General features: G+C 48.4%; 15 protein-coding genes. 11 read left to right on the plus strand and 4 right to left on the minus strand.

Translation table 11 applies throughout. The features are described 5' to 3' along the window. The first annotated feature begins 9 nt into the window (after positions 1 to 9). From KNQ18_RS11530 to KNQ18_RS11540, 3 genes are all read left to right on the plus strand, one after another. Complete coding sequence (locus KNQ18_RS11530; protein ID WP_215084878.1) at positions 10 to 492, plus strand: GNAT family N-acetyltransferase; 483 nt, start codon at positions 10 to 12, stop codon at positions 490 to 492. Further along, complete coding sequence (locus KNQ18_RS11535) at positions 489 to 1,382, plus strand: phosphotransferase family protein (RefSeq protein ID WP_215084879.1); 894 nt, start codon at positions 489 to 491, stop codon at positions 1,380 to 1,382. Before KNQ18_RS11530 ends, KNQ18_RS11535 begins: the two co-directional genes overlap by 4 nt. Before the next feature lie 64 nt (positions 1,383 to 1,446). Next, the gene (locus KNQ18_RS11540; protein WP_215084881.1) at positions 1,447 to 2,439 is read left to right on the plus strand and encodes an NAD(P)/FAD-dependent oxidoreductase; all 993 of its coding nucleotides are present in this window, start codon (positions 1,447 to 1,449) and stop codon (positions 2,437 to 2,439) included. A gap of 60 nt (positions 2,440 to 2,499) precedes the next feature. Here the strand turns inward: KNQ18_RS11540 and KNQ18_RS11545 are convergent, their stop codons facing one another. Beyond that, positions 2,500 to 2,832 carry a winged helix-turn-helix transcriptional regulator gene (locus tag KNQ18_RS11545; protein ID WP_231681699.1) on the minus strand — a complete coding sequence of 111 codons (333 nt, stop codon included), beginning with the start codon at positions 2,830 to 2,832 and terminating at the stop codon, positions 2,500 to 2,502. A gap of 122 nt (positions 2,833 to 2,954) precedes the next feature. On the opposite strand from KNQ18_RS11545, the gene KNQ18_RS11550 reads away from it, so the two are divergent. Next, positions 2,955 to 3,809 carry an SDR family oxidoreductase gene (locus KNQ18_RS11550; RefSeq protein WP_215084883.1) on the plus strand — a complete coding sequence of 285 codons (855 nt, stop codon included), beginning with the start codon at positions 2,955 to 2,957 and terminating at the stop codon, positions 3,807 to 3,809. 74 nt (positions 3,810 to 3,883) lie between these two features. After that, complete coding sequence (locus KNQ18_RS11555; RefSeq protein WP_029343121.1) at positions 3,884 to 4,735, plus strand: PPK2 family polyphosphate kinase; 852 nt, start codon at positions 3,884 to 3,886, stop codon at positions 4,733 to 4,735. Positions 4,736 to 4,777: 42 nt separating this feature from the next. On the opposite strand, the gene KNQ18_RS11560 is transcribed toward KNQ18_RS11555, so the two are convergent. From KNQ18_RS11560 to garR, 3 genes are all read right to left on the minus strand, one after another. Beyond that, the gene (locus KNQ18_RS11560) at positions 4,778 to 6,121 is read right to left on the minus strand and encodes a GntP family permease (RefSeq protein WP_215084885.1); all 1,344 of its coding nucleotides are present in this window, start codon (positions 6,119 to 6,121) and stop codon (positions 4,778 to 4,780) included. A 71-nt stretch (positions 6,122 to 6,192) separates the two neighbouring features. Then, complete coding sequence (locus KNQ18_RS11565; protein ID WP_215084887.1) at positions 6,193 to 7,632, minus strand: four-carbon acid sugar kinase family protein; 1,440 nt, start codon at positions 7,630 to 7,632, stop codon at positions 6,193 to 6,195. Positions 7,633 to 7,635: 3 nt separating this feature from the next. After that, complete coding sequence (gene garR / locus KNQ18_RS11570) at positions 7,636 to 8,526, minus strand: 2-hydroxy-3-oxopropionate reductase (RefSeq protein WP_215084889.1); 891 nt, start codon at positions 8,524 to 8,526, stop codon at positions 7,636 to 7,638. Positions 8,527 to 8,711: 185 nt separating this feature from the next. Here garR and KNQ18_RS11575 point away from each other — a divergent pair, with 185 nt between their 5' ends. From KNQ18_RS11575 to KNQ18_RS11600, 6 genes are all read left to right on the plus strand, one after another. Next, positions 8,712 to 9,329: a GntR family transcriptional regulator gene (locus KNQ18_RS11575; protein ID WP_215084891.1), complete on the plus strand. Its 618-nt coding sequence runs from the start codon at positions 8,712 to 8,714 to the stop codon at positions 9,327 to 9,329. A gap of 121 nt (positions 9,330 to 9,450) precedes the next feature. Further along, positions 9,451 to 9,876, plus strand: coding sequence for a DMT family transporter (locus KNQ18_RS11580; RefSeq protein ID WP_023466686.1), 426 nt, complete (start codon positions 9,451 to 9,453; stop codon positions 9,874 to 9,876). A gap of 12 nt (positions 9,877 to 9,888) precedes the next feature. Beyond that, the gene (locus tag KNQ18_RS11585) at positions 9,889 to 10,551 is read left to right on the plus strand and encodes a Crp/Fnr family transcriptional regulator (protein ID WP_353049199.1); all 663 of its coding nucleotides are present in this window, start codon (positions 9,889 to 9,891) and stop codon (positions 10,549 to 10,551) included. 12 nt (positions 10,552 to 10,563) lie between these two features. Next, entirely contained in the window at positions 10,564 to 11,034 is a 471-nt protein-coding gene (locus KNQ18_RS11590) for a DMT family transporter (RefSeq protein WP_023466690.1), read from the plus strand. A gap of 2 nt (positions 11,035 to 11,036) precedes the next feature. Then, positions 11,037 to 11,738: a YjjG family noncanonical pyrimidine nucleotidase gene (locus KNQ18_RS11595; protein WP_149426621.1), complete on the plus strand. Its 702-nt coding sequence runs from the start codon at positions 11,037 to 11,039 to the stop codon at positions 11,736 to 11,738. A 107-nt stretch (positions 11,739 to 11,845) separates the two neighbouring features. Continuing rightward, the gene (locus tag KNQ18_RS11600) at positions 11,846 to 12,283 is read left to right on the plus strand and encodes a GNAT family N-acetyltransferase (protein ID WP_483299331.1); all 438 of its coding nucleotides are present in this window, start codon (positions 11,846 to 11,848) and stop codon (positions 12,281 to 12,283) included. Positions 12,284 to 12,349 lie beyond the last annotated feature (66 nt).

The raw sequence follows: 12,349 nt of genomic DNA on the forward strand, positions 1-12,349 counted from the left end.
GAGAATAAGATGATTGAATTACGAAAAATAACAACGTCTGATTACGAACGCTACGCAACGCTCGTTCAAGACGAACGTGTCATGCGTTACATCACGGAACAGGCATTAACAGATACGGAAACGAAACAACGCTTTGACCGAATCCTTGAACAACAGCAGCACGACCGACTAGGATCGTATTTGATTTATGCCGAAGAGACATGGATTGGAATCGGGCACATGACCCGGAATCAAACTCAACCGTTCGAAGCAGAGCTCGGTTACATGCTACTACCCGATCAGTGGGGACGCGGATACGGCACAACCATTGCAGAGCATCTCTTACAGTTAGCGACAGAAGAAGAGTTACAGGTCGTCACAGCGACGATTGATCCAGCACATGAAGCGTCGCGCCGTATTTTGATCGGATTAGGTTTTGAATCGACCTATGTTGGACCGATTGACGGTCTACCAGGTGAAACGCTACAGAAAATATTGGGGACGACAGAATGACGCGAGACGAATGGATTGAACATTTTCAACTCGATGTCGCAGCATGCGCGACCGTCGACGAATCGTATAGTTCTGAAGTCGATCGTCTCGTTTTAGCGGATGGTCAGGTCGTTTTCTTGAAGCGCCCGTATACGGCTGAAAAGTGGTACCGGGAGCGTGGCTGGATTCATGCACTAGAAGGGTTTATACCCGTGCCGCACATCTTAGCTGAAGCAGCTCCTGGGCAGACGACCGGGGCGTTCGTGCTTGCTGCCTTACCGGGACAGGCACCGATCACGATGACTAAAAAATTGGCGTCCGAAATTGGTCGAACGCTCGCAATGCTGCATACGTGTACAGGAGAAGCCTATGGCGAGTATACGGAAGATGGATTTTATGCCTATCCGGTTCAGGATTGGCGACGTTTCCGAAATGAAAAACTCGATGGATTCATGCCGTTCATCACGTCCGAACTCGACCCCGTTTTTTTAGAGAACATCCAAACAGAGTTAGTCAGACGAGAACAGTCGTTACCTGAGCCTTCACGTCCTGTTGCCACACATTGTGACTTCCGCCTAGCGAATTTACTGACGGTAGGTGATCAAGTCACAGGGGTGATTGATTTCGAGACGACCCGCTATGGGGCCATCGAGATGGACTTCACGAAGATCGTCCGTAATCTCAATACGTTCGATTCCATTTACGTCACGGCATTTCAAGAAGGATACGCGACGCTACACCCAGACGTGCCAATCGAGACGTATTTGGCATACTATCGTTTGTGGGAAGCACTCACGGCCGTCGGGTGGTGCATCAAACGTGGACTAGGAGAGCACCAGGCGTTCTTTGAGGAGAACATCGCGCTCATCGAGCAGGAACTACAGACGACGAGCATATCGGACGGGTATTGATTCACTCATGTCTTGGAAGAAACCTCTATACTTAGGGAAATGAGGAATATGAGGGGGAAGCGAGATGACAGGGAAACGAATCGGAATCATCGGCGGTGGACTCGCCGGGATTTTTGCGGCACGTCAATTGCAGGCGGCAGGACATGTTGTTGAAATCATCGAAAAAAGCCAGAGCGTCGGGGGGCGAATGGCGACTCGTCGGATTGATGAAGGAACAGCGGATCATGGTGCCGTCTTCTTCACGGTCCGGACGGAAGAGTTGGGACGCGAAGTCGACGAATGGCTTGAGAAGGGATGGGTTCGTAAGTGGTTCGGCACGGATTTTCCACGCTATGTCGCGACGAACGGCATGAATCAACTCGTACAAGCCATTGGTCGAGGGATTCCTGTCCAGTTGAATGAACAGGTCACGCATATTACGGCAACGGAAGGCGAACTCGTCACACAAGCGACAGATCATCAAGGTGCGTATGATGCGTTACTCGTGACGGCGCCTGTGCCGCAAGCATATGAACTGTTGCAGTCTTCTGATCTGGCGCTCGGAGATGACGATCATGAGCAGTTACGTCAAGTGACGTTCGAGCCGACATTCGTTGGTCTGTTTGAAATCAAAGAGCAACTCACGATCGGAGAAGTCGGTCTACAAGACGAACATCTCGTCGATGGGATGTTGAAGCTCGTCAATAATGCCGAGAAGAAGATTTCGAAGACGACACTCCTGAGCGTCTATATGACAGCCCGCTTCAGTGAAGACTGGTACGCGCGCCCGGAAGAAGAGACACTCGCTGAAGTCGAGCGTCTGTTACAACAGCAACTCGGACCGGTGACGATTGTCTCGCGTCAGCTCAAGCGTTGGCGTTACGCCCAGGCACGCGCGATTTACCGGACACCGCATTTGAAACTGACGGCACACCCGCTTTGGCTTGCTGGTGATGCGTTCCTTGAAGCTGATGATGCGTCAGGACGGACGCGCGTCGAGAGTGCTGTCATCTCCGGATTACGCGTCGCGGAGGCGATTGATACCCACTTACGTCAGACTGTGACAGCGACGGAATGAACGACAACATGCACTTCTTTTCTGAATCGAGAAGAAGCGCATGTTTTTTGTTACTCACGATCATTCCGCTTGGAAGTGTTGTTCACTCCAGGCTGCCATTTGATCAAGAATCGGTAAAAAACTATGTCCGGCATCCGTCAGGGAATATTCAACGCGAGGAGGAACTTCGCCAAAGACGTGCCGTTGAATCAAACCATCCGCCTCGAGCTCGCGAAGCTGACGCGTCAATGTTCCTTTAGAGATACCTGTTAATTGTTGCAGTTCATGAAAACGATGTGTCCCGTGTGTCAGGTGCCACAGTAAGATGATTTTCCATTTGCCAGCGACCATCTGTTGCACCCGAGTGACTGGACAGGCAGTCCGTTGATTGGTCGTTGAATCGAATACAGCCACGTTCATCCTCTCCCATTGGTTCGTTTTGAGGGACCTAGTTTCAGATAAGTGCCTACTTTTTTTAGTGTATCACCTGGCGTATCATGAAGAACAACATCAACCTTCAAAGGAGTGGTTTCATCATGAAATGGTTAATTACAGGAGCAACCGGAAAATTAGGTGCACGGATCGTGCAACATCTCAGTGAACAAGTTGGCAACGAACATGTAGCGGTTAGTGTTCGTGACGTCGAAAAAGCGGCAACCCTTACGGCGCAAGGAATCGATGTCCGGCATGGTGATTTCGATCAGCCGGAAACACTCGGACAAGCATTTCAAGGCATCGATCGTCTGCTGATCATCTCGACGGACGGTGAAGAAGCAACACGGATCCGGCAACATCAAACCGCTGTCACGGCCGCACAAGAGGCAGGCGTCAAGCTGATCGGCTATACGAGTATCGCCAATGCGGCACACAGTACGAACGGACTTGCGCGAACACATCGGGTCACAGAAGAAGCGATTCAAGCGACAGGTATCCCGTATGTCTTTTTCCGCAACAACTGGTATCTCGAAAATGAACTCGGAACGATTGAGGCTGTCGCACAAGGCGCAGACTGGTTAACGGCTGCAGGTGAAGGCAAAGTCGGATGGGCGTTACAAGATGAGTATGCGTTAGCGATTGCGACGGGACTGACACTTGAGCATCCAAAAGCGATCTATGAACTCTCTGGACCGTTGCATACACAAGCAGAACTCGCGACTGCAGTCGGAACAGTGCTTAACCGATCGGTCGCTGTAGATGAAGTAGATAGCACGACCTATGGCGAGCGGATGCAAGCAGCTGGCTTACCTGACTTCTTGATTCCAATGTTGACGGGTATCCAGGCAGATATCGCGGTCGGAACTCTGGCAGTAGAAAGTACTGATTTTAAAGAATTACTCGGTCGTCCTGTGGCGACGCTAGAAGATGGAGTCCATCTCCTTTTGAAAAGATAAGTTCATCTGAACGTTTTCAGGACGAACGAGTAGGGTAAACCCCCTTTAGAAGCAATTAAAGGAGGAGCCCTACCATGAAACTGTCATCCTATCGTGTTAAGGAAGGCGAGCAAGTCTCGTTTTCGAATTACCCGACATCAGAAAAACATGAGATTTCGGAAGCGGAATTGCGAGAGAAGCGGATTCCGAAAAGTGTCGAGACCTTACAAGAGTTACACTGGCGTTTGCATGCCGAAGAAAAGAACGGCGTCCTCGTCATCCTGCAAGCGATTGATGCAGCGGGGAAGGATGAGGCGATCAGCTACATCTTTTCTAACTTGAACGCACAAGGACTCCGGACGATTTCAGTCAAAAAACCGTCGGATACGGAGCAAAAACACGACTATCTATGGCGGATCCACGAAGGACTACCGGAAAAAGGCGAAGTCGGCATCTTGAACCGTTCCTATTATGAGGAAGTCATTGCGCCACGCATCCATGATTTGCTCGAGGAAGAGGAAAAGCCGGATGACGGAGATGTCTGGCAGATGCGCTATCGCCAAATCAATGACTTTGAACGCTATCTCGTCGAGAATGGCTTCCGGGTCGTCAAGTTTTTGTTCCATGTCTCAAAAGAGGAGCAACGGCAACGGTTGTTGACTCGTCTGAAGGATCCAACGAAAAACTTCGAATTCTCGTTCAGTGACATTGAGGAACGCAAGCACTGGGATGAATACCATGAGATTTTTGCTGAGCTTGTCTCAGCGACGTCGACATCGTATGCACCGTGGTACATCTTACCGGCAGATGACGAATGGTATTCTCGCTATATCGTCACCGAAGTCATGAATGACGTCCTGAAGGAAATTGATCCGCAATATCCGAAGTTGTCGGAAGAGGATCAGGAACAACTAGATGAAGCGATTAAACGATTGGAAAACGAATGAACAAAAATGCCACCGATGAATGTCATCGGTGGCATTTTTGAGTTAGAGTCCAGGTAAAATCCCTGTGAATAGACTTAAGAGGAAGACTGTAGCGAGCGCTGTTAAACCAGCGATAAAGCCACCGCCCGTCCAAGCAAGAAGTGTTTGGGGAATCGTCAATTTACCAAACCGGTTGACGACCCAAAAACCTGAATCATTGGGTAAAGAAAGTCCAATTCCACCAGCACAAATCGCTAGACCGAGAAGAATCGGAGAGACACCTAATTCTCCGACCATCGGACCGAGAATACTCGATGTCGTGACGAGGGCGACCGTCGCTGATCCAAGTGACGCCCGGAGGATTTGCGAAAAGATGAATGCCAGCAAGAGAACCGGGATGCTCCAGTTCTGCATCGTCGTAATGAGGTGATCCCCGATGCCACTGTTGTTGATGACGGCACCAAAGGCACCACCGGCTCCGGTAATCAAGATGATGATTCCGGCTGAACTGATCGCTTCCGAGTATAAGCGAACGTTCGGGATTGCGATGTATGGGCGTAATAAGATGACAGCAGCAAAGACACTAATCAATAAGGCAACGTTTTTCTCACCGATGAAGCCAAAGAACGTCGCAATCGAAGTTCCGGGAAATAGCAGTTGAGAGACCGTATTCAATAAGATCAAGACGATGGGTAAAGCTAACATGAAGAAGCTAAGCCCTGTACCGATTTCTTTCTTTGGTAAATCCGCTGGGTCGATTGAGAGTTCTTCGATATCGCCAGAATGCTTAATTCGTTTTCCGATGAACATACCGTACAGGTAACCACCAACGAGAGTAGCTGGAATGGCGACGATGATCCCATACAGAATGAAGAAGCCGAGCTCTGATCCTGTATTTTCTGCGACGACGAGTGGTCCAGGTGTCGGGGCAATCATGTTGTGCGAGACGATCAGACCGACACCGAGTGCCGTAACGAAACTAACGACGGAGATGCCTGTTTTAGAAGAGAGCGAACGAATCAATCCACTTAAGATGACGAAAGCCGCGTCAAAAAAGACAGGAATGGAAACCGCTGTTCCAGTCAGAGCAAGTCCAGCAGAGGATTTTTTAGGTCCGAACACATTCAAGACAGCTTGAGCAATCTTTTCGACAGCACCCGATGCACCAAGAAACTGACCAAAGATGACACCAAGACCAATCAGGATACCGACACCCGCAAGTGTGTTCCCGAAACCAGTCGTGACGACGGATGCGACTTCTTTGACAGGCATCCCGATGGCTAAAGCCGTCAAGATGGAGATCGCTACAAGTGCCAGAAACGGTTCGATTTTAAGCTTTAGGATGGAAATGAACAGTAGAGCTAGAGACAGAATAAAAATGACGACCAATAAATTACCCGTAACCATCAAGATCTCTCCTTCATATCATGAATTCCACTGAGGTGATGACTCACTTCTTGTATCCGCTTACAAAATTATCAAGCGTGAAGTAGTTCTGCGACTTCTTTTAGCGTCGTCTTCGAACCGACATTCCCTGGGAAGATGACGTATGTCAGTCCGGGGAACTTACTTTCGGCTCCTGTTTTCCAAACCGGGATACCGGGTTTGACTTGACCGGCAACAGTTGCTCGTTTGACTTTCAGACCAGTCGTCCCGATATCACTTGACGTGATTCCGCCTTTAGCGATGATGTAGCTTGGACGTACATCCAGACGGGTGACGATGCTCGTCACAGCATCAGAAATTTTAACGGATAGCTTTAATTCATTCTCTTGTTGATTCTCTCCTAGGTCGAGACGTTCTCGTCTCGTATAGACGGCAACTGTCTGTCCAGATGCAATCAATTGTTCCGTCGTCGTGATGATTCGATTAATTTCTTGTTCGAATTGATCGGGAGACAGGACAAGATGGACATCAAACTCAATGAAATGAATGAAGTCACACGTTTTTAATTCGGCTAGTTGCTCTGTCGTTTTTTGGACATGTGATCCAATCATGATTAAACCGCCAGGCGTCGTATCGGACACGAGTTCTTCTTTTGTCAGGAGGGGACGCTGATCGATTCCACCGATGACTTTCGTAAAAGCTGCGGCCGTCCGGAATAAAAATCGTTTTCCTGCATTCATTGCGCGAATCAAAGCAATCGTCGCGACTTTGACATCAAGATAATCTGTCGCATTGATGATGATTTTATTGAAATCTTGAGCGTTCATCAGTTGTGCCACGAGTGCGTCAAGACGTACCTGCCGTAAATCATCCAGTGATAAGGAGATGACGTTGTCAGCTGGGAAAGCCCCATCCGATTTTTCTTCTGCCCATTCCCCAAGGTGCGAAGCGGAATAACCGAATGTCCGGTCCTTTGCGAACTCTGTTTGCCCTGCTGGTACAAGTGTGTCGTCTTCAAGCACATAATGGATATCGTTGATCGTAAAACGACCACCTTCTTGGAAGAATGGCATCAGGATTTCACCGTCGAAGTGACCACTGGATTGTTGTTCGAGGGTTTGGCGTAAGACGTCCGTTTCGAGCGGATAATGACCACGAAGTGTCGAATCACCACGACTAATTAAAATAAACGGCTGATTTCGTTGATCGGAAACGGCTTGGACGGTAGCCGCGATGTCTTCATGGACTTGTCGTGTTTCTTCACGCGTAAATCCACGAGAATTCGTCAAAATAAAAAACATCGACTGGTCTTCGCTAAATCCAGCCTCGATACTTTCGCTCGTCCAGTCAGTATAGACAGACACGCCATGGACAGTCTGCACACCTGTTGGATCATCGTCGAGGACGATGATTTTATGAGGAAACTGATGTAAGGCTTCAACTAACAATTCATCGACTACTGTTGCATCCGGTAGGGATGGTAATTGGTTGAGTGTCGTTTTACTTGGTAATGTCGGGAATGTCGAAATCATCCTTTACACCTTCCTTACTTCAACATGTGCTAATTTTTCGTAGTACTGAATGATGCCGCCGTGATCATCCGCAGCTTTTCCATCAATTTTCAATGCATGGAAAATCTCAACGAGTTGGCTAGAGAGGGGTAAAGGAACACCAATCTCATGCGCGGTTTCCATGACGTTCGTCATATCTTTTAAGTTGATATCGATGCGTCCACCGGCAACGAAGTTTCGCTCTAGAATCAACGGTACTTTCGCATCGAGCACGGCACTACCCGCAAGACCACCGCGAATGGCTTGATACATCTTCTCTACATCGATGCCAGCTTTTGCGGCAAGCGTCAATGCCTCGGACATGGCAGCGATATTTAAATTGACGATGATTTGATTGGCAAGCTTAGCCGTGACACCGCTCCCGTTTTTGCCGACGAGCGTGACGCTAGCACCGATGACTTCTAGGAGTGGTCGGACGGTTTCAAAGACGTCGTCTTTCCCGCCGACCATGATGGAAAGCGTCCCGTCGATTGCTTTCGGTTCTCCACCACTGACGGGTGCGTCGAGCATCTCAACTCCGCGTAGTGCTGCTTGTTGTGTAATCTCGACCGAGGCGACGGGGGAAATCGAACTCATATCAATCAAGATCGTTCCAGCTGTAGCCGTTTGTAAGAGACCGTTTTCTCCAAGGACGACTTGCTCGACATGATGCGACGCCGGTAGCATCGTGATGATGACATCACACGTCGCTCCCATATCAGCAGGTGTTCCGAATGCCGCACCCGCTTGAACGAGTGTCTCTACACTTTCCGTATTTAAATCATTCACCGTGACGTCATAACCGGCTTTTAGTATATTCAAGGCCATCGGTTTTCCCATGATGCCTAAACCAATAAATCCAACGCGTGTGTTCATCTAATCAAACTCCTTTTCATAAAAAGATAGCGCTTTCATAAAGTCTTTAACCGAATTGTACACGCTAAGTTCATTTTTGTATACAATTTATTTAAAGATGTATACAAAAATATGTCTCTTTCCAATTCCCAATATTAAACTTATACTTTGAACTAGAAGAAATTCGAATGTAGGAGACGATGTCTGTGGGGAAGAAAACGACGCAATTAGCATATGTTCAGGCATATGAATACATCCGGGATCGCATCTTAAACGGAGAACTGGAACGTGGAACAAAGTTAGTCGAAGAGCGTCTAGCTGAGGAAATGGGAATTAGCCGTACTCCCGTCAGAGATTCGATTCGAAAACTGGAGCAAGAAGGATTGATTAAGCAAAAACGTGTCGTCAATCCGAGCGACATGGATTTGCGACACATCTTTCAAGTCCGAATGTTGCTTGAGGGCTTTGCAGCCAGTCATTGTGCGACATATATGCGAGAAGCTGATTTAGAAAAGTTGAAGCAGTGTGTCAAAATCGGTAGAACGGGCGAACTCGAAGAAGTGATGGCGGCGAACAAAGAATTTCACGATGTGATCGTCGGGGCAACGAACAACCCGGTGATGATTGATATCATTGATCGGATGCAATCCATCATCTATCTATTCCGTAAGACTGTTGTCCACCATAAACGACCACTCTTGATTGAAGAACATGATGAGATCTATCAAGCGATTTTGAATCATCAACCAGAAGAAGCGGAGCGATTGATGAAAGCGCATCTTCAACTGGATTTAGAATTTTGTTTGAATTGGATGAAAGGATGAACGAGGTTGATATCGTTCATCCTTTTTTACATCACTATGCTGTCTCAGGACAAATGTCCTGTTCAAATCAGATGGACTCTCGTTAAATGAAAGTATCATGGAATAGGAGAGGAGTATGCACATGCGAGGTGTCTTATTTGCGATTGCTGGTGGCTTTTTCTTGACGCTCCAAAGTGTCGCCAATGCCCGGATCAGTCAGACGATCGGGACATGGCAAGCAGCAACGATCACTCAGATGACTGGGTTCATCGTTGCGATTCTCTTAGCGATCGTCTTACGGGATCGTAGTTTTTCAGCGATGCGACGTGTCAAACCGCTTTATCTGGCAGGGGGTGCCTTTGCAGCGATCATATTATTCAGCAACATGACAGCTGTCCACCGGATGGGCGTAACTTTGACGATTTCGCTCTTTTTACTGGCGCAATTAGCACTGGCACTCTGGATTGACGGAAGAGGCTGGTTCGGCGTCATGAAACGTCGACTGCGGGGACCGCAGATCATCGGCATCTTGATGATGGTCGCAGGCATCTTCATCTTAAAGAGCTAAGGAGGAGAAGAAGTGACGGACATTGTGACCTATTTGGAACGGTATCAGTTAACGCATGTCTTTGACGCATCGCTACGCAAGGCGATGCACATTCAGACGTTCGTATCGGGTGAGGCTTTATGCCGACAAGGCGATGTTGCGCAAGAACTCTACCTGCTCGTCGAAGGGAAATTGAAGATCACGCATATGTCGGCAACGGGGAAACGTCTCGTGTTGTCCTTCAAGCATCCGTTTGATCTCGTCGGCGATATTGAGTTCGTCCGAAAGATTGATTTGATGAACACGGTCGAGGCAGTGACACCAGTGACCGTCTTATGCATTGCTTATCCGGATTTGGAAGAAGCACGTGTCCATCATCCTGCCTTTTTATTATTTTTACTCGAGACGATCACGAAAAAGTTTGAATTAAAATCGCATACGCTCAGCTTCAATCTGTTGTACCCGGTTGAAGTTCGGCTAGCCAGTTATTTGTTGTCGATGACACCTAATACGGATGCTTTTGCGAGTAAGGAACTCGTCGATGCGGCAGATTTGATCGGAACGAGCTATCGTCATGTCAATCGTGTCTTACGCCAGTTCGTCGACGATGGGTTGATTCGCCGGACACAGCATACGATTGAAATCATTGATCGAGACGGATTGATGGAACGAGTCGGAGAAAGCATTTACGAATGAAGGAGGTGCGACATGGTTACGGGAATCATCCTTGCCCTTTGTGGGGGCATGCTCGTCTGTATTCAAAATACGTTTAACGCAAAAGTCAAAGAACACGTCGGTGCTTGGGCGACGACAACGCTAGTCCTTGGACTCGGGTTCCTCGCTTCACTGACGATTGGTCTGATCGTCGAAGGATCACAACTATTTGCACTAAAAGAGGCACAAACCTGGTTTTGGTTCAGCGGAATCATTGGTGTCGGCGTCGTTCTCTGTGTGACGCAAGGCGTTCAACAACTCGGACCGAGTCGAGCGATTTCGATCGTCATGGTATCACAAATCCTGTTTGCCTTACTCTGGGATACGCTCGGTTGGTTCGGTTTACAGACCGTTCCGTTTACGTGGACGAAAGCACTCGGTGTCCTATTGATTGGTGGCGGAGTTCTGTTATTTCAACTGGGCGGGAAAACAACGACTGTACAACACGTACGAAAAGGAGCTTGAATATGTTTTACACGACGGTATTATTCGATATTGACCATACATTACTCGATTTTGAAGCGACGGAACGGATTGCCTTTCGCCGCCTGCTCGAGCAACAAGAGTTGCAGTGGACGACGGAGCGAGAAACGCGCTATAAAACACTCAATCAAGCGCTTTGGAAAGCACTTGAACGAGGCGAGGTGACACGCGAGGAAGTCATTCACTCACGGTTCGTGACGTTCTTCGCGGAAGAAGGACGGACGGTCGACGGACAAGAAGTTGACGAAACGTATCGTGGCTATCTCGCACAAGGAACAGAATTGATTCCGGGTGCGACGGCGCTGCTTGAGCAGCTAGCCGGAAACGTCACGATGTACGTCGTCACGAACGGTATTTCGAAGACGCAACGCGCACGGCTCGAGGGCGCTGGATTAACGGATTTCTTTGAAGAGATTTTCGTTTCAGAGGAGACGGGTTTTCAAAAACCGATGGCAGGATTTTTCGACCATGTGTTTGCGCGAATTTCGCAATTCGACCCGGCGCGAACGATCATCGTCGGGGATTCCTTGTCAGCTGATATCGCAGGTGGCAATCAAGCTGGTATCGCAACATGTTGGTTTAATCCAGAAGGAAAATCAGCAACGGATATCACGCCGACATTTATGATTACTTCGTTAGCCGAACTACCTGCTTTGCTTGAAAACGCAGTAGTTCTTCAACAATGAATTAAACCAACCGATAGGAGAGAGAAGGAAAGGGGGCGATCACTGTGCAACGATGTGATCAACAGACGCTGGAGGTAACTCCCGTCTAACTAAAAGGGGAAATGAACATGATTCAACTTGTACCGGTAACAGCAGAAAACTGGGAAGCGTGTTGTGAGCTGACACTGACAGCAGAACAGCAAGACTTCATGGAAGCGAACGTCTACTCGATCGCGCAAGCGAAGTTCGAACCGAGCCTTGTCCTTCGGGCGATCATGGCAGATGAAGCCGTCGTTGGTTTTGTGCTGTACAACACGGAACTAGAAGAACTCGACGGCTACTGGATTTACCGCATCATGATCGATCAAGCGCAGCAAAGGAACGGAATCGGACGATTAGCGATGCAAGCCGTAATTGACGAGATGCGCGTGTTACCTGCAGCGAAACGAATCGTCGTCGGCTATCGACCGGATAATCAGGCGGCACACCGTCTGTATGCAAGTCTCGGCTTCATCGACCACGGGGATCGATTCGGTCGGGAAATGGCGGTGCGATTAGATATTTGAAGGATGGAAGGACTCTTGGAACGCAAGAGTCCTTTTCTTTTGGATATTTTTTGAAACTTTTCTCGG

The organism is Exiguobacterium sp. s78, assembly GCF_018618985.1.
Classification (GTDB): Bacteria; Bacillota; Bacilli; order Exiguobacteriales; family Exiguobacteriaceae; genus Exiguobacterium_A; species Exiguobacterium_A abrahamii.

What these genes read in the sequence shown, in the direction of transcription:
- KNQ18_RS11530 (WP_215084878.1), top strand. Translation starts at nt 10, where the DNA reads ATGATTGAATTACGAAAAATAACAACGTCTGATTACGAACGCTACGCA.
- KNQ18_RS11535 (WP_215084879.1), top strand. Translation starts at nt 489, where the DNA reads ATGACGCGAGACGAATGGATTGAACATTTTCAACTCGATGTCGCAGCA.
- KNQ18_RS11540 (WP_215084881.1), top strand. Translation starts at nt 1,447, where the DNA reads ATGACAGGGAAACGAATCGGAATCATCGGCGGTGGACTCGCCGGGATT.
- KNQ18_RS11550 (WP_215084883.1), top strand. Translation starts at nt 2,955, where the DNA reads ATGAAATGGTTAATTACAGGAGCAACCGGAAAATTAGGTGCACGGATC.
- KNQ18_RS11555 (WP_029343121.1), top strand. Translation starts at nt 3,884, where the DNA reads ATGAAACTGTCATCCTATCGTGTTAAGGAAGGCGAGCAAGTCTCGTTT.
- KNQ18_RS11560 (WP_215084885.1), bottom strand. Translation starts at nt 6,121, where the DNA reads ATGGTTACGGGTAATTTATTGGTCGTCATTTTTATTCTGTCTCTAGCT.
- KNQ18_RS11565 (WP_215084887.1), bottom strand. Translation starts at nt 7,632, where the DNA reads ATGATTTCGACATTCCCGACATTACCAAGTAAAACGACACTCAACCAA.
- garR (WP_215084889.1), bottom strand. Translation starts at nt 8,526, where the DNA reads ATGAACACACGCGTTGGATTTATTGGTTTAGGCATCATGGGAAAACCG.
- KNQ18_RS11580 (WP_023466686.1), top strand. Translation starts at nt 9,451, where the DNA reads ATGCGAGGTGTCTTATTTGCGATTGCTGGTGGCTTTTTCTTGACGCTC.
- KNQ18_RS11590 (WP_023466690.1), top strand. Translation starts at nt 10,564, where the DNA reads ATGGTTACGGGAATCATCCTTGCCCTTTGTGGGGGCATGCTCGTCTGT.
- KNQ18_RS11595 (WP_149426621.1), top strand. Translation starts at nt 11,037, where the DNA reads ATGTTTTACACGACGGTATTATTCGATATTGACCATACATTACTCGAT.
- KNQ18_RS11600 (WP_483299331.1), top strand. Translation starts at nt 11,846, where the DNA reads ATGATTCAACTTGTACCGGTAACAGCAGAAAACTGGGAAGCGTGTTGT.